Raw genomic sequence first — 14,087 nt, 5'->3', positions numbered from 1 at the left:
TCTGTATTCGTGCTGATTGTGTTGAACGGGTTGAAGTCAACGGTGACGAAGCGGCGACCGCTGAACTGAATGGCTAGAGACTATTTTGCTTAACACTTAGCTTTTAAAGGTTGAGTTGAATTACGCATGATGAATCAACTCTACAGAGGATTTATCTTCGATCAACTCCGGTGCTTTTAGAACAAAATATTTAAAATGTTCACTTTGTTTATGGGCTTTCAGGTCCTCTTTGCTCTCCCATGTTTCCATGAGTGAGAACTCTCGTGGGTTTTGTGTTTCTTGATAGAGGTCATATGTAAGACATCCCATTTCCTTCTTTGATTCGGCAACCATCTCTTTAAGTAGCTCGAGCAAATTCTGTTCGTTATTCAGTTTTGCTTTTATAGTAATTAGCTTGGAAATCGACATATTGAATCTTTGTGTATTTTTGTTTTTCCATCCCTGTGCTTATACCCTTCACAAGCGGTACATAATATTCGCTTGGCAAGTTCCGCCCATTGCTTTCTACCCATCTTGCCCCGATCGCCCAGGATCACCGCGTCAGGTCAAATAAGTCAGCCGAACATTAGACACGGCAATAAGCAGGGTTTCAAGTAATTGCGTACCAAACATCTTCGTCGAGATGACAGCAAGCCCAAGTCGACAAAGTTCTCCCAACCAGTCTGATCGGAACGACCTTGAACTCAACACGTTCGTGATCTAATCAGGGCTACTTTTCAAATCAGTCACCTTTCAATGATCGTCTCGGATTTGCCGAGCCCGAGATGCCGCTGAGTTTTGTTTTTTCACCCGTGGCAGTTGATGCTGATCATTCTTGCCAGTTGGATCAATCGACAACAACCGCAACGGATCGAGTATCTAGCCCTCAACCGATTTGACGTTGCGATTTGGCTCCTGGATTCGTTTCTACTTCCTCGCTCTGCGTTTGAGGCTCCCTAGGTTCGAAGTCGCCCAGCATTGCCGCTTCCCTACCTGCACGAACTTTTACCCACCAAAAGGAAGGGGGACGGTTACCTGAAGACCAGGATTAGATCGTTGAAGCGACGTGCGGATCGATTGCGGGAGGGGAGCGTAAAGTCGCTTGAGTTCTCGGATGTTTGCGAGTTTTTGATAGTCTTCGTATTCGATGTTCTCGTCATGAGAAAAGGCGAGGTCTCGCAACTTCGCATACTTTCCGAGCGAATCAAGGGATCGTCCCGTGATGGGGCGACCGCCTAGATCGAGGCCACGAATTGAGTTCGATTCTGCCAAAGCGTCGATCCCTGCGTCGCCTACTTGTGAAAATCCACAATGGAGGACTTCCAAGGTTTGGCATCCCGCCAAAATCCTTAACGACTCGTCGCCCATATTCGGTCCAAGCGTCAAAATTTTCAGTTTCGGCAATTGGGCAACATGCTTGATGCCCTGGTCGGTCACCATGGACTGCGACAGGTCGAGGTGCTCAAGGCTCTTGATCGGCATCAATAACTCCACCTGGGAATCGTCGAATCCGTATCCCACAAACAGGTTTTTCAGTCCTGCGAATCGCTGACATGATTCCACCGTTTCGCGACTGACCACACAATTTCTCATGTCAACGCGTTCAACCTCTCGAAAACTAGCCATTCGAACAAGTGAACGCCCAATATCGGGATAGCGACCACTCATGAGCCAAGACTTCCCATAAGGCTTCACAAGTCGTGCCCGGATTTGCTCGAGGTGTTTGATCGGTTTTTGATCGCAGAACTGCACGTCAACCTCTGATCCGTCATCGAGCCCAAGGTCGACATCGTGCAAATCCGTGTCGCAAAGGACGATCATCTTAAGAGACGGATGCTGTGAAAGAGTCTGAATATGCTCACGAGTCACTCCCGCCCCACGCATGACGATTCCTTTCAGCTTGGGCAATTCCATGGCGATGGCTACATCCTGATCGATTTGATCGTCAGTGCGCAGATCGAGGACAGTCGTTTCCTTGGAAGGGGGCGATGAACGAGATTTCGATGTCCGCTGAGTAGGGGTCCCACTGGAGTACCAAACGCCACCGGCGACCGGAACCATCAAGACCAGGACCACCACGGCGGATTCTCGCCAGCCCATGTTCTTGAAATCTAACTTGTCTTGTCCCATTTCACTGCCCTGCCTGGTCGAGTTCCAAAATCAGCGTCTTTGCCTTTTCACCGACGTTTCCAACCCCTGGAATATCAATTTCACCGTATTGGCGGATTACTTGTTGCAGCGTTGAACGTGATTTGCGAAGCTGATCTTCGGTGGGTTCGGTAACGCGATGTCCGCTCGAAAGAAACTTCCGCTGCTCACCCATGTTGACTTCCGAGAAGATCAACAAGGCCGCCGCTATGACGCTGTCATCTTCGCTTCGAAGGGACAGCTCCCACGAATGCTGCAACACCCGCTTGGTTTCCTTGGTCACCCAGTACTCAATCACTGGGCGGAGCACGGACGCCGTTCGGGGATCGTCAATAAAGCGATTCGCAAATTCCAGCCTCGCAATGACCGTCAACTGCCGATCGGCTTCGCTGCTGACCTCATACCATTCCCCGCGTTTGTGCGACCAAGGTGCGCCCGGCACGTGGGGCGGCGTCACTCGCTTCATTGCAATGGCTCGATGCAACGCCTTGTATTCGACATCGGTATCCTCATACTGCTTTGCCAGTTGAATCAGGTCGAGGATGTGTGATGAGTAGGGTTCGTCGCACTCGATCTGCGTTTGCTCGTCCTTGCTTGTCGCTCCCGAAAGCCTCGCCTCAAACGCATCGCCTATGATTTGAAATTCATCGTTCAGTTTTTTTAGCGAATTTTCTGCGGCGAGCAATTCTTCGTTCGATTGAGCCTCCATTTCTTCGGCGCTCTTCACTGCCGGCCAAGCGGATTTATCCTTCAAGCCAAGAATCGACAGAGAACCATTCGCGTTGGCGGTTGCAATGGACCTTTCGTCAACCGACAGGTCAAGATCCGTTAGGACGCCGGGTAAACGCCAATACTGAATCGTTTCGCCGGTCTGGGAAAGCACAATGCTGACGTAGCTGAATCCAAGATTCACGTTCGACAGCGTTACGAAGAACCGACCATCGTTACTGATACAACGGATGGCATCGACAGAACATCGAGAACGGCGGGATGATGGGTCTGTCAGAACCCTGTAATTGCCCGTTCGTTCACAATACACAACCGTCTCGCCATTGCGGGAAACGGTAAAGCGGTCAAGCTCGGGTTTCTTCACCCACATAGCGGCATCGTCAAAACTCGCGCCCGATGCGATCTCCTGATACAACGTATCAACCTTTGCAGCGAATCCAGCATTCAGATCGACTCTGACCAAATTGTGCTGGGATCCATTGGTCTTCGAACGCGACAAGTACATCGCCCACAAACGATTGGACGTGTCAAACTGAATCAACCGTGACAACTTGTTCGGGAACGGCACAGAGCTTTGCTTTCCCGTCGACAGATCCAACAAGTCCAATTGCAACTGGTCCGAATTCAGTTGAGCCAGGTATTTTCCATCAGGACTCATCGTAACGGGAAGCCTCTGTTGAATCCCAAGCCAACCAAGATCGAGATTCTTGACCTTGCCAGACTTCGTGTCCGTGAAAAATGGGTTTACTCGTCCATCGTCGTTGCGTTTGACCCCCCACACGATCGAACCATCGACCGAGCTCAAGGCGGGGCAATCAGACTCTGTGATACCTGACACACTACCCGTTCTTGTGTTCACCATCGCACCGCCAAGGTCAGTGGCAACCAATAACGTTTCACTATCATCCAACCAGTAAACATTACGATTCGGCGCATCCCAGATGCCGATCGAGTCGCCAGGCAATTCTTGCTGTGGCAGGGAAAGCTGGTAACTTCCGTCTACAGAAGTTGTGGCAATCTGACGTCGTGATCTAACTGTCGCGATCGTGGTTCCGTTGGGGTGAAAGGCAAGCGGAAGCTGCCCTTGCGTTTCGTTGTGCAATTGATAGTGCCAATAGATCGGCTGGTCAGCCATGCCGAGCGGTTTGCCGCCTGGGCCTAAATCGAGCGACTTCCATCCCCTTCCAAACATTCCGTTCGCGAATGCCGCGACTAAGCAATTCGCGCTGGCGACCGAGCTCGCTGCAAAAAGAGATCCATCGCCCGATATCGCCACCTCGGAAAGACCCCGAGAATCAATAGTTTTCGTTACAGGTCGGTCAGAGAGACTCCCATCCTCAGACAATTTGAAGACGCTCAGCTTCCCCGCAGTGTCACCCACCACGACCGACTTCGATCCTTGAGCAACGGCGAGCACTTGGCCCGACACGTCAATTTCTGAAACCGGTTCTTGAAGCTGGCTGATTTGGTAAGTCCGTAACCGCCGGTCAGTCAATGCAATTAAGGTCGCCCCATCATTGGTAACTGAAAGTGCTAACGGGCGATCTCCGTCGCGAAACGAAGGCTGGCCACTGATATGTGTCAGCAGCGGGCTATTTTCGCTGGGCGTGAATGGGAACGGGAACCCTCTTCGACGAGGGAATCCGCGAAAGCCATGCTGTATCGAGCCGGGAAACAGGACCGTGTCGATCCAGATCGGTTTGTCGCTTTCGAGATTGTAGACATGAATCGCATGTGAACCGTCATCCAAAAACAGACGCGTTGCATCCGGCGTCGCGGCAACCGATTGGATCTGCTTTACGAATCCTGTGATGCGTGATTGCTCGCGCCAATGACTGTTACCAAGTTCATCCCCGGATGGCACCAAAATCAAGACGATGGACCAAGAGGTCATGTACAGTTTCTCATCGTTCGAGTCGTGCAGAATCACGACAATCCTTCCGTCACCGAGGAACTCAACTTTGTGAACTAAGCCGGGAAGAAACTCAATTTGATCCAGCAGCGTTAACGTGTCGCTTTTCCAGATTCGTATTGCTTGGTCATCGCCCCCAGAAACCAACAGCTCGCCGCTTGGGTGATAACTAAGGGAAGTAACATCGGCCCAGTGTTTGGCACGACTGGCGGCAACTTGTCGAATCGCGGTCGGTACGCCGTCAACCTCGTTGACTTGTATCCCAGTCTTTGTGTTTTCGTTTGCGTCAACGGATGCAAAGACCAGGAAACAAGCCGTCGCAATCCAGCATCGCCATCGAATATCGAACATTGTCGCAAGCCCACTCTAGACTGAAAACCTTTTGCGTTGCTGCTCCCAAAGCGTCGCGGAACCTCGGCCCCTTGGCACAGCTAGAGTCAACAGTATATCGAAATTGCCAGCTCGTTTCTCGCCGCCGCGCGGCAAATCGATCAAACCTTTCCCAAAAAAGTACCGGCCGCCAAACGAATATCAAACGAAAGCTCTGAAATACGAATCACAACCGACCCGTCAGATAGAAATGGAAAATTCGTTCGTTGGTCTTCGTCGTTGATGTTTTTGATCGGATAACCAGGCCGGCCGCAAGCGGATCTACCAGAGTTCAAATGCGTTCACACTCCCTGTGATCAAACGGGAAGCCTGTGATCAAACGGGAAGGGGGTATTTTCTGGTTGGGAGTGTCGGAAATCAGCCGATTTCCACACTGCATGACGTATACGATACCAAGCTGCCAACGACGAGACTTTCGTGACAGCATTCAGCCGGTTCCACAGGGGCCGCCGTTGACGACTCTCTTTCCGCGCGACGCGACAACACCCACGCTCCATTCATCCAAGTTGACTCAACGAGCAACTCTTTTCAAAACCGATAAACATATCCGAGCCTCCAGCACCCTTGACAATGAAAACCACTGCTCTGATTGTCGGCCCGTTTCGTCCTGACCTGCCACCACCCGATGGCACCAAGGTGCATCGCATCGGGTCCCATCACGTGATTCCGACCAATCTGGTTGGTGACAATCGCGAAGAACTCGTTGTTTGGGATCCCACCGATCAATTCATCTTCGTTTACACGCAACGTCCTTTCACTGATATCGGTCAGCTCAAAATACCAATATCGTCCGCGTCGCTACAATCCCAGGCTGATGGCTTGATTCATGCCCCTTCCTCGGTTTAGCTGAATCTGCCTTCGCCGTTCCTGCCAACAACATTGCTCGAAAGCAGAAACGTGAAGCGACGATCAAAGGAACCGTCATGGCTGAGAAAACCAATCAGCAGGTGTAGGTAACACTCGGCCCCTATCCGCAATTTCGCGAGAGGTACACTCGAACCACAAATCTAATCTTCCCATTCTGCATCGTGCGGGCGCAGCCGTTGCCGGGGAAGACGTCGATTTCAATCGTGACATTCGGCAGATTTTTGTTGATTACTGTTTTGAGTGTCACGGCCCGGATGAAGCGAGTCGGTACCGGCGCGAAGCCCGAACTTGAACGCACATCTCGAACGATTTTTCGGATCGTTGAAATCCGAGTGCCTTTACAAACTGATTCTTTTCTGTGAAACGGCGACACGCAAATCCGTTCGGGGTTTTCTCATTCATTATCACACTGAAAGAAACCACCAAGGTGCGGGCAACGAATTGATCGTTCCACTCAAATATCCGCCGGACGTGAGCGCAAAGATTGAAACGACGGAGCGTCGTGGTGTAGCCTCGGCAAAGGCGTGTGAGGTGGTGGTCGCTGAAGCAGGCTCTGCAATCCCTCAGATGATCTGCACTGTGGGGGCCGGACTATTGTCGCGATGGAAGTCGTACATTGAATCATTGAAAAGCGTAGCGTACAACGCGCTGGATCGGCAAAGCGTTTCCTCTTGAGCGGTTGCGCCAGGCAACAAACCACCGCCGGGCTCAACGCCATTCGCAAAGTTCAAAGCCAGCGGTCGACGTCCTTCGACGATGCGCATCGTCAACACGCCACGCTGTGCAATCGGCTTTGCCACAAAGGTTACCTGATCGGGCAGGAATTCCACCCGAAGGTGTTTTCAGGATCGATCCCGTTTGGCGGTAGCCGATGCCTTTTGCCGTTCCTTATAGAGCTCACGCGTGTCGGCAACACCTTTACCGATTGAATTGGAGGCGGTGACACCAAGCAGCCCAAAGACCTCATGATGCTTTTCGGCTTTCTCCGCTGTGCCCATGTTGTTGGTCTCGCTGGAGCGTGTCAGTCATTGGGGTTGCACACGACGCGGGCCGAGCGGCACACGCTAACGGAATACAAGTCGCCGTAAAGCAAGTCAGACCAAGTACTCCCCATTACGAGACGTCGGACCAACCGCCCGCAATTTGGAATGGAAAAGTGGCCGCGAGTATCAACGTGTCGTTGATGAACGACGGCGTGCGCAATCTTCACTCGATCACGAACGGTTTTACTGAGAAGGATTACAGTCAAGTGGCAGCGGAGCCGGCAATCCCGATGCCACCCCTGTGCGCTACTTCCTGAACATCTGGTGCGGCGCCTTTTTGAATATCGCTTCCCAGTTGCCGTGGCTCCGCATGAACTCGGCCCCGGTAGTCGATGCGTCGCCGGCGCCCCGGTTATTTTTGAACCTCACTGTCGAAACTTTGACGTCGTTGATATTCATCCCGTGTATGCGGAAATACTGCAGAGCCTTCACCAGGGACAAATCGACTGGCTGGTAATGACCGCTGTCATTCTTGATGGCAACCAATTTGCCTTTCCCGAATTCGACGGTGCCTGCGGTTTGAACGGGAATGCCTCCCATGAAGAATGAGTGCTTGTGTGGCATCCCGACATACAGCTCGTTCGACATGCTCAACACGAACAGTTCGCCCTTCCTATTGCCGCATGTTGAATTATCGACCCCGGTGTCGATTTTCCAAAGTTTTCTCCGTTCGTTGCGCATGGCCACACCGTCGAAAATATAGACCCTGTATCTCATGCGCTGCTTTGCGGAGCGGTATTGTGCACTGATGGTAGGATCCCGGTCCTGGTTCACGCCATGCTCGCTCATGTTGACGCCATAGAGTTCCTGCAAGGTGCCAGCCAGGTTATCGAGACTGCAGCGGAGCACGCGGGCAAGATCGTTTGCCGCAAACAGGTTGAGCGACAAGACCGGCGGCCGGCATTCCGGTGGCATCCGCTTGTTCCGCTTGTAGAGGTTCAGCCAGGACATTGTCGCGAAGAACAACTGGCCGAGGATGAAGAGATAGTTCCCGTCATTCTCGGTTTCGTTGTTCAGGTCCATCAACATGCCATCGATGCTCCGAAGAACGGGTTCGGTGGCATGCCGAGTGGGAGAATTCGCTTCCCTGCCCGGCAGTGTATCGGCTTTCCATTTCGCCAGTGTCGGAAGGTTCTGGTATGACCGCGTCGGCGGTGGTCCCTTGACCGAAGCGATTGATGGCCGACCTTCTCTAGATGGAATAGCGGGGGTGGGGGGACACATGACGTGATACTCCTGTTCTACTGATACTGATACTGGTAAGGATCGTATTGCCGAACGCGTAGAACTTCGACCATGTGGTCGTAGAGGCGCGCCGTTGGCTTGTCGGTGAACAGACCTAGGGGCGAGCGCCGTTGCTGAGAGAATGTGGTCATAGCCAAATTCCATGAGAAACCCAGGTGCCACCTATATTAGAACCTTGGGACGCGGCGAAATCAATCATTGGCGTCCGATGCGAGGAAATCGGCAACTGAGGAGTTGATCGAAACTGACGCGTGTTTCGCAGTTGTCTTCGCCGACCTCTGTGCCTAAGCAGACCCCACTTCGCCCGTTCCGGTATTGTGCCGCCGACTCGGCACGAAAAGGCCGACGCACAAATCCTACTTTTGACAATCCTACTCGGGCCGTATCCCCAAATTCAATCATGACTTAACGTCGGTTGTCCCAAAAACTCATCTCAAATCATAGTCCCGAGAACTCGTGAACGCGGTCGCAAATGGGATGCGGGATTGAACACAACCGGCACCCCGCAGGAGGGGTGGCAGCCGAAGCCGATCGATCACGCCGTATCCTGCCTCGGTGGCCGACACGAATGGCACTTCGTTACGAAAAAGTCGTTTTTGCATTTCGCGTTTCATTGCGTCTCTTGGCTTTGTTACCGACACTCCCGCACCAAGCCGCTCTTTCAGCGATCGAATCCCGCTCGGTTGGAACGAGATGGAAATTTTACCGGCCGTTCCGGCATACTCGCTCTCGGGGTTTGTTAACTGTCTTGGACAAAGAGCCCTGAGTCGCCCGACACTTCAAGCCGAGATCGAGAGAGATCGCGAGAGTTTTTCAAAGAAGTACCACGCTGGCCAACTTCATCGCCATTTTCCAGCGCACATCGCCGTTTGAGCCGCACCAACCCCTGCGCCAATACATTGGCGATCGCCGCCCGTCGCTGCGAATCGGAAAGCCCCGAACCATCATCATTGCCACGCATGCAAGCACCCCCAAAGCCAAGGTTCACTCACACCCGCCCACGCCCCGCGTCAAACCAAGATATCGAGAAAAAGAAAGCGGCACACAATGTCGCAACACACTACCTACCCGGTTGGGACCAATTTCGACGAAAAGAATTTAGAAAAGAAACCGAATACCTCGTTTACAAGCAACTCTGAGAATGCGACAAAAGCATCCGTTGTTTTCTGCGGTTTCGAAATTGTTCTACCTTCCAAATGTATCAAATTCGCCTTTACCGAACGGATGACGCAGACGCATTGCTTTCGCTTTTTCGTGATACAGTCTTCCGCGTCAATTGCCGGGACTACACACCGCAGCAGCTTGAGGCTTGGGCACCTGCGGAGGTTAGTCTTGATGCCTGGCGGGAACGGTTCAACAATCGAGTTGCCATCGTTATTGAGACGGATGCGGAGATCGCCGGCTTTGCAGACATGACGCTGGCCGGGCATCTGGACCGACTCTTCGTGTCAGCTGACCACCAGCGACGAGGCGTCGGAAAAATGCTTGTCGATGAACTGAAGATTCGAGCGAGTGAACTGGGGATAGCAGATATTTCGACCGACGCGAGCATCACGGCGAGGCCCTTTTTCGTCGCTCAGGGCTTTACGGTTGTTCGCCAGCAAAGTGTTCTTTGCCGAGAGCAACAGTTGATGAATTTCAAGATGCAATTTGTTGCTAACGTCTGAGGGTTCTGAGTTGATCTAAGAATTCGCCGGAGGGTCAGCCGACAAAGCAAATGAGTGAATTTCGTCTATTCGCAGGCTATGTAGATGAGTTCAATGAAATACGAACCAACTCCCACTACCAACACCGTCCCGATCCCAAGTGCCAATGCAACTTCATACTGTGGAACGACAAAATGTATGGCAACAATACAACCGCTCAAAACGGAAGCCAACCAAGCAATAATGGACGCAAAGAAGCTTACCAGCAGTGGTCTGGCCAAGTCTGGGTCGTTTGCGTAGCAACGGGCACCGAAGAAAGCTAATTGCGATGTGCATGCTAAGTACACTGACGATGCGACTGTCAAAATTGCCCAAAGGTAGCTTGCTGTCCCATCTGCAATAACCATAAATGGCGAAAGCACCAACAACACGATTGCCAAAGCAGAATAGAGATATCCGTAGAACCGAAATCCATTAACCAGTGCCTCCCTTGCCGACTCACTCGTTCGATCAATGCAGACCGGTTTGCCATGCAGCGACAGAATCAACCTCCACCATGCGCGATGGATAGGAACGGCATCAAAAGCGTGTCGCACCTTCGAAGAACTACGAATGACCTTCGCAAATTCCATGCTGTATCCGATAGATGAGAAGAGTCCGCCAATAAACGGAACTGCTTCTATTTTAGCCAACTCCAAGCAGTCGCCGTACACCGAAGTGGCTCATGGGCCGAATATATTTCGAGAAGACGAAGCAATGATGACCAATTCAGACTCCTCGAGATACCGTCCATTGATGCCACATTAAACGACTTGCTCGTCCGAATTCGACTGCGCGGACGTTGAGTCCGCATCTGCCGCAGGGCTAGGTGTTGAAAAGATGCCATGGTAGCTGGGCAGGCGGATCGAGTAAGCCAGAACGGCAAGTGTGATGGGAAGTATGGCGACCATTGCATAAAGCGTGTGCGTATCAGCAATCAAGCAAACCGTGGCGATGAAAAGAAAGCATCCCGCCCAAACGAGTTCCGGTTTGCGCGGAACACGAAAAATATTGCAAAAAAGAAAGAAGTGAGCGAGAACGAAAGGAAACAGCCACGCGATCGAGCCGAGTTCACGCAATCCCCAAACCGTCGCGATGCCGCAGGCAATGATCGCCAATGCATCTATCACCGAAAAACGAAAGCCGTGACTAGGATGGAAATTCCAACGCATCGTCTTAAACCTCCCACTTCTTTTCGATGATGTGACCATCAGGGGCGATTCGGCACGTCAGGCTTCCGAATCGTGTGCCAAAATTGCGTATCCGAAGATCGCGGCACACGACGGTTGTCGCGTCTGGACCTTCCTGTTGCTCTACGGCGTGGAAATACGGCGAAAGCTCTCGCATTACACTCCACTCCCTTGTATCTTTCACCGCCACCGGAATCACGTCGTCAAGTATCTCGACCACGTTCTCTTGAACTATTTGGCCACTGTTGGAATTGACCTGACAAAGTTCGACGCGGTTATCCGCTTCACGGCAGGCAAGGAATCGAAAAGGTGAAAACGTCGTCGGGATCGAAACAGAATTCGCTTGCGGCGATGAACTTTCACTCACCATCACACGAATACGACTCGCAATCATGCCGCGGACCGCAACGACGAGCAGCAGCGAAACAATATAGGACGCCGATACGACCATCAAAGAAGAGGGGCTCTCCCGAAGCATCCAACAAGCCAGTAACGCAGTCACGGACAATACGATGATGGGCAAGTCAATGAAGAAGATCCAGTCGAGTGCGAATCGTCTTGAGCGGATCGGCCAAAGACATCGAACGCCGTACGAATTGGTCAAATCTAATCCGATGTGCATGACCATCCCCAACGCGAGGCCCATCGCAAGATCGGCCCATATCGGGTTGCCCGATCCGTACAAGGCAACTGCGGAAAAAAACGGGATTGAGATCGCAGCAAGGCTATGCGTGTAGGTTTGGTGAAACTTCATGAAGGCGTGTTTACCAGCGATCCGCGAAAACGCATCAAGGTCAGGAAGCACGTTTCCAAGTACCATTCCGCACGCACAGCCAGGGTGAGTCGAGAACACACCGGCGGAGGAAGCGGCACCGATCATCGCATGAGTGACGATATCCATCGACTCATCATACAACAATCGCCGCTGCCATACGGTTGGCAGCCAAAACCAAAACAATCCATCGTCCCGTAGCAACCTACGGAGAACGGCAATGGGCCGATTCTATCCAACCTTAGTTTCAGTCGACAAAATCGTGCCATTGATAACCATCTGGTAATTCGTGGCACGCGGCAAACTCGAGATGCAAGATTCGGCGATGGCGAGTGGTGCCAGGATGTGATGATCCGCTTGAATGTGTGATCAATGGTCTCATCGCCAACACGTCGCCGGCAGCAGCGTGGATCGCGACAGCATTTTCCACGCCGACTCCGTCGCTTTCACTTGACACATGTGAACCAGGAATGACACGCAGCGGCCCATTCTCATCCGTGACCTCGTCCAAATGCAACCGCAGGGTCAGCATTTGCTTCAAGACATCATCGCACGCGATCACGTGAGGTACGCCAGCTTTGACCGTTGGACGCGAAAAACTTGTAGAAGCACCTGAGTTATCTTTTACGGCGATTGCGGTATCCTTGTGCCAAGGCAACGCCCAAGTGCGATCAGGTGGCTTGTCGAAGAACAGTACGCGGACCAAACCGATCGCGTCACCGAGAACCAACTTCAAAGAGTCAAGCAAAATGCCTTGCTGCCAAAACGTCTGGATCTCTGGGACAACCTCAAGCAAGTTGCGAGCCGCGTAAACATGGCCACGACTCGATCGAGCACGTTCAACCTGGTCATCGACTTCGAGAGCACGCTGACAAGCTCGCATCAGTGCATCTACTGTCGCCGAGTCGACTGCACCACGGATCAACGTGAAACCGTTGTTGTGTATCTCTTGCAAGTTCTCGTCATTCATGGTTTCTAATCCTGGTCGGGAATCAGTGTGCCGGCGAGTGCGGCGATTGCCAGTATCGCCGTGAGGAGTGTTCCGCCGACGAACAGAAACCAACGCACCCATTTTCCATCGTATCCCAGCCAACGAACGTAGGTCTCGATGATCGGGCCAGCAAAATAGCAGACGTTCGCCGCAATCGCGCCTTCGACAATCAAGAGCAAAATCCGCAGACGCATTAGGCTTCGACCCGCCAATAGAACCGTCAGTAGTCCAAGCAGGACGATGAAAACAACTCGCAACTTCTCCCACGCAAGAAACGTGCTGCGAGCAATATCACCAAGTGATCTCGATGCGGAAATCGAACCGTCGACGGATTCTGCCGCAGGTTCAGATGTTGGAGTGGAATAGGGATTGGTCATTCTATTTCGATTTCGATTCTGGGATCTAACTCAATAAACTCGGTCGGCACCGCGTCGGTGAGCCAAACGCCGTTGGCGGACAAGTAGAACGTGTGGCCGGCAGCGTGCATTCTAGCAGCGGAAATGGTGAGGATGATTGGCTTGCCACGACGTTGGCCGACTTTCGTGGCGGTCTCTTTGTCCGCCGACAGATGCACATGATGCCGAGATCGTTTCAGCAACCCCTTTTCGCGGATGCCCGCCAGAAATGGCTCGACGGTCCCATGGTAGAGAAGTTCCGGCGGCTCGATTGGTTCCAGTTTCAAATCGACGCCTTCAACCGAGTGTCCTTGGTTGGCCCGGATGCAAAGCCCGTCGTCGCTGAGGGCGAACCGCTTCTTATCGCTCGTCGCGACGACTTCATGGAGCAAGTCCAACGAGATCGCGGTTCCGCGAGCGTTCGCGTTCTTGATCAACCGGTCGATATCGGCCCAGCCTTCCGAATCGAGTTCAATTCCGATCACGTCAGGCTGATGGCGGAGGACCAGGCTGAGAAACTTGCTGGTGGTAACGAGTTGTTTGTTCACGGTTTTCTTTCGCTCTCTAAAATGGGAACGGGCTGTTAATTATTTGTCGCTGTTAATCAGAGAGTATGAGGGTTTTGGGCGAGAATATTCGCAAAACGGATGAGAACGGGCGGTTCCGTTCCGTATTCCAAACGCGACTTCTCGAACCCGAGAGGTTTTCGAGATTAGCGAGAAGTTGAAAACACCGCAAAAT

18 protein-coding genes are annotated in these 14,087 nt (G+C 52.3%); 4 read left to right on the top strand and 14 right to left on the bottom strand.

The genetic code is table 11. The features are described from left to right. Window positions 1-120 precede the first annotated feature (120 nt). The 3 genes from CA13_RS28230 to CA13_RS28220 form a co-directional block, all read right to left on the bottom strand. The gene (locus tag CA13_RS28230) at window positions 121-408 is read right to left on the bottom strand and encodes a putative quinol monooxygenase (protein ID WP_146402384.1); all 288 of its coding nucleotides are present in this window, start codon (window positions 406-408) and stop codon (window positions 121-123) included. 576 nt (window positions 409-984) lie between these two features. Further along, entirely contained in the window at window positions 985-2,109 is a 1,125-nt protein-coding gene (locus CA13_RS28225) for a leucine-rich repeat domain-containing protein (protein WP_146402382.1), read from the bottom strand. 1 nt (window position 2,110) lies between these two features. Then, the gene (locus CA13_RS28220) at window positions 2,111-5,119 is read right to left on the bottom strand and encodes a WD40 repeat domain-containing protein (protein ID WP_146402380.1); all 3,009 of its coding nucleotides are present in this window, start codon (window positions 5,117-5,119) and stop codon (window positions 2,111-2,113) included. A 609-nt stretch (window positions 5,120-5,728) separates the two neighbouring features. Between CA13_RS28220 and CA13_RS28215 the strand changes: the two genes are divergently transcribed. Together CA13_RS28215 and CA13_RS28210 are read left to right on the top strand one after the other, a co-directional pair. Then, complete coding sequence (locus tag CA13_RS28215; protein ID WP_146402379.1) at window positions 5,729-6,004, top strand: hypothetical protein; 276 nt, start codon at window positions 5,729-5,731, stop codon at window positions 6,002-6,004. A 309-nt stretch (window positions 6,005-6,313) separates the two neighbouring features. Beyond that, window positions 6,314-6,700 (top strand): integrase core domain-containing protein, encoded by a 387-nt coding sequence (locus CA13_RS28210; protein ID WP_146402377.1) that lies wholly within the window; start codon window positions 6,314-6,316, stop codon window positions 6,698-6,700. Here the strand turns inward: CA13_RS28210 and CA13_RS28205 are convergent. The 3 genes from CA13_RS28205 to CA13_RS28200 form a co-directional block, all read right to left on the bottom strand. Next, entirely contained in the window at window positions 6,589-6,855 is a 267-nt protein-coding gene (locus tag CA13_RS28205) for a TIGR02452 family protein (protein WP_419194937.1), read from the bottom strand. The two genes, CA13_RS28210 and CA13_RS28205, sit on opposite strands and share 112 nt — an antisense overlap. A 12-nt stretch (window positions 6,856-6,867) precedes the next feature. Next, window positions 6,868-7,023 carry a hypothetical protein gene (locus CA13_RS35770; protein ID WP_419194936.1) on the bottom strand — a complete coding sequence of 52 codons (156 nt, stop codon included), beginning with the start codon at window positions 7,021-7,023 and terminating at the stop codon, window positions 6,868-6,870. 291 nt (window positions 7,024-7,314) lie between these two features. Further along, complete coding sequence (locus tag CA13_RS28200; RefSeq protein WP_146402375.1) at window positions 7,315-8,091, bottom strand: hypothetical protein; 777 nt, start codon at window positions 8,089-8,091, stop codon at window positions 7,315-7,317. A 4-nt stretch (window positions 8,092-8,095) separates the two neighbouring features. Between CA13_RS28200 and CA13_RS28195 the strand changes: the two genes are divergently transcribed. Further along, on the top strand, window positions 8,096-8,299 hold the full coding sequence (locus CA13_RS28195; protein WP_146402373.1) for a hypothetical protein: 204 nt from the start codon (window positions 8,096-8,098) through the stop codon (window positions 8,297-8,299). 10 nt (window positions 8,300-8,309) lie between these two features. Here the strand turns inward: CA13_RS28195 and CA13_RS28190 are convergent, their stop codons facing one another. Together CA13_RS28190 and CA13_RS28185 are read right to left on the bottom strand one after the other, a co-directional pair. Then, complete coding sequence (locus tag CA13_RS28190) at window positions 8,310-8,444, bottom strand: hypothetical protein (RefSeq protein WP_419194935.1); 135 nt, start codon at window positions 8,442-8,444, stop codon at window positions 8,310-8,312. A 608-nt stretch (window positions 8,445-9,052) separates the two neighbouring features. Beyond that, on the bottom strand, window positions 9,053-9,274 hold the full coding sequence (locus tag CA13_RS28185; protein WP_146402372.1) for a hypothetical protein: 222 nt from the start codon (window positions 9,272-9,274) through the stop codon (window positions 9,053-9,055). 235 nt (window positions 9,275-9,509) lie between these two features. On the opposite strand from CA13_RS28185, the gene CA13_RS28180 reads away from it, so the two are divergent. After that, window positions 9,510-9,980: a GNAT family N-acetyltransferase gene (locus CA13_RS28180; RefSeq protein ID WP_146402370.1), complete on the top strand. Its 471-nt coding sequence runs from the start codon at window positions 9,510-9,512 to the stop codon at window positions 9,978-9,980. 65 nt (window positions 9,981-10,045) lie between these two features. Here the strand turns inward: CA13_RS28180 and CA13_RS28175 are convergent, their stop codons facing one another. The 6 genes from CA13_RS28175 to CA13_RS28150 form a co-directional block, all read right to left on the bottom strand. Beyond that, the gene (locus CA13_RS28175; RefSeq protein ID WP_146402368.1) at window positions 10,046-10,591 is read right to left on the bottom strand and encodes a hypothetical protein; all 546 of its coding nucleotides are present in this window, start codon (window positions 10,589-10,591) and stop codon (window positions 10,046-10,048) included. Between the two features lie 171 nt (window positions 10,592-10,762). Beyond that, complete coding sequence (locus tag CA13_RS28170) at window positions 10,763-11,170, bottom strand: hypothetical protein (RefSeq protein WP_146402366.1); 408 nt, start codon at window positions 11,168-11,170, stop codon at window positions 10,763-10,765. 4 nt (window positions 11,171-11,174) lie between these two features. Continuing rightward, window positions 11,175-12,146 carry a metal-dependent hydrolase gene (locus CA13_RS28165; RefSeq protein WP_146402364.1) on the bottom strand — a complete coding sequence of 324 codons (972 nt, stop codon included), beginning with the start codon at window positions 12,144-12,146 and terminating at the stop codon, window positions 11,175-11,177. Window positions 12,147-12,207: 61 nt separating this feature from the next. After that, a complete protein-coding gene (locus CA13_RS28160) occupies window positions 12,208-12,930 on the bottom strand; it encodes a phytanoyl-CoA dioxygenase family protein (protein ID WP_146402362.1) in 723 nt (240 codons plus the stop codon). Between the two features lie 5 nt (window positions 12,931-12,935). After that, window positions 12,936-13,328: a hypothetical protein gene (locus CA13_RS28155; protein WP_146402360.1), complete on the bottom strand. Its 393-nt coding sequence runs from the start codon at window positions 13,326-13,328 to the stop codon at window positions 12,936-12,938. Further along, entirely contained in the window at window positions 13,325-13,894 is a 570-nt protein-coding gene (locus CA13_RS28150) for an RNA 2'-phosphotransferase (RefSeq protein ID WP_146402358.1), read from the bottom strand. The genes CA13_RS28155 and CA13_RS28150 overlap by 4 nt, the downstream gene beginning before the upstream one ends. Window positions 13,895-14,087 lie beyond the last annotated feature (193 nt).

The sequence above is a fragment of the Novipirellula herctigrandis genome (assembly GCA_007859835.1).
GTDB classification, from domain to species: Bacteria; Planctomycetota; Planctomycetia; order Pirellulales; family Pirellulaceae; genus Novipirellula_A; species Novipirellula_A herctigrandis.
Note: the sequence above shows the minus strand (reverse complement) of the source record. Positions and strands in the feature narration are given on the sequence as shown.

Excerpts from the sequence above, each read along its gene's own strand:
- CA13_RS28230 (WP_146402384.1), bottom strand. The coding sequence starts at position 408 with ATGTCGATTTCCAAGCTAATTACTATAAAAGCAAAACTGAATAACGAA.
- CA13_RS28225 (WP_146402382.1), bottom strand. The coding sequence starts at position 2,109 with ATGGGACAAGACAAGTTAGATTTCAAGAACATGGGCTGGCGAGAATCC.
- CA13_RS28220 (WP_146402380.1), bottom strand. The coding sequence starts at position 5,119 with ATGTTCGATATTCGATGGCGATGCTGGATTGCGACGGCTTGTTTCCTG.
- CA13_RS28215 (WP_146402379.1), top strand. The coding sequence starts at position 5,729 with ATGAAAACCACTGCTCTGATTGTCGGCCCGTTTCGTCCTGACCTGCCA.
- CA13_RS35770 (WP_419194936.1), bottom strand. The coding sequence starts at position 7,023 with ATGGGCACAGCGGAGAAAGCCGAAAAGCATCATGAGGTCTTTGGGCTG.
- CA13_RS28200 (WP_146402375.1), bottom strand. The coding sequence starts at position 8,091 with ATGGACCTGAACAACGAAACCGAGAATGACGGGAACTATCTCTTCATC.
- CA13_RS28195 (WP_146402373.1), top strand. The coding sequence starts at position 8,096 with ATGCCATCGATGCTCCGAAGAACGGGTTCGGTGGCATGCCGAGTGGGA.
- CA13_RS28190 (WP_419194935.1), bottom strand. The coding sequence starts at position 8,444 with ATGACCACATTCTCTCAGCAACGGCGCTCGCCCCTAGGTCTGTTCACC.
- CA13_RS28185 (WP_146402372.1), bottom strand. The coding sequence starts at position 9,274 with ATGCGTGGCAATGATGATGGTTCGGGGCTTTCCGATTCGCAGCGACGG.
- CA13_RS28180 (WP_146402370.1), top strand. The coding sequence starts at position 9,510 with ATGTATCAAATTCGCCTTTACCGAACGGATGACGCAGACGCATTGCTT.
- CA13_RS28175 (WP_146402368.1), bottom strand. The coding sequence starts at position 10,591 with ATGGAATTTGCGAAGGTCATTCGTAGTTCTTCGAAGGTGCGACACGCT.
- CA13_RS28170 (WP_146402366.1), bottom strand. The coding sequence starts at position 11,170 with ATGCGTTGGAATTTCCATCCTAGTCACGGCTTTCGTTTTTCGGTGATA.
- CA13_RS28160 (WP_146402362.1), bottom strand. The coding sequence starts at position 12,930 with ATGAATGACGAGAACTTGCAAGAGATACACAACAACGGTTTCACGTTG.
- CA13_RS28155 (WP_146402360.1), bottom strand. The coding sequence starts at position 13,328 with ATGACCAATCCCTATTCCACTCCAACATCTGAACCTGCGGCAGAATCC.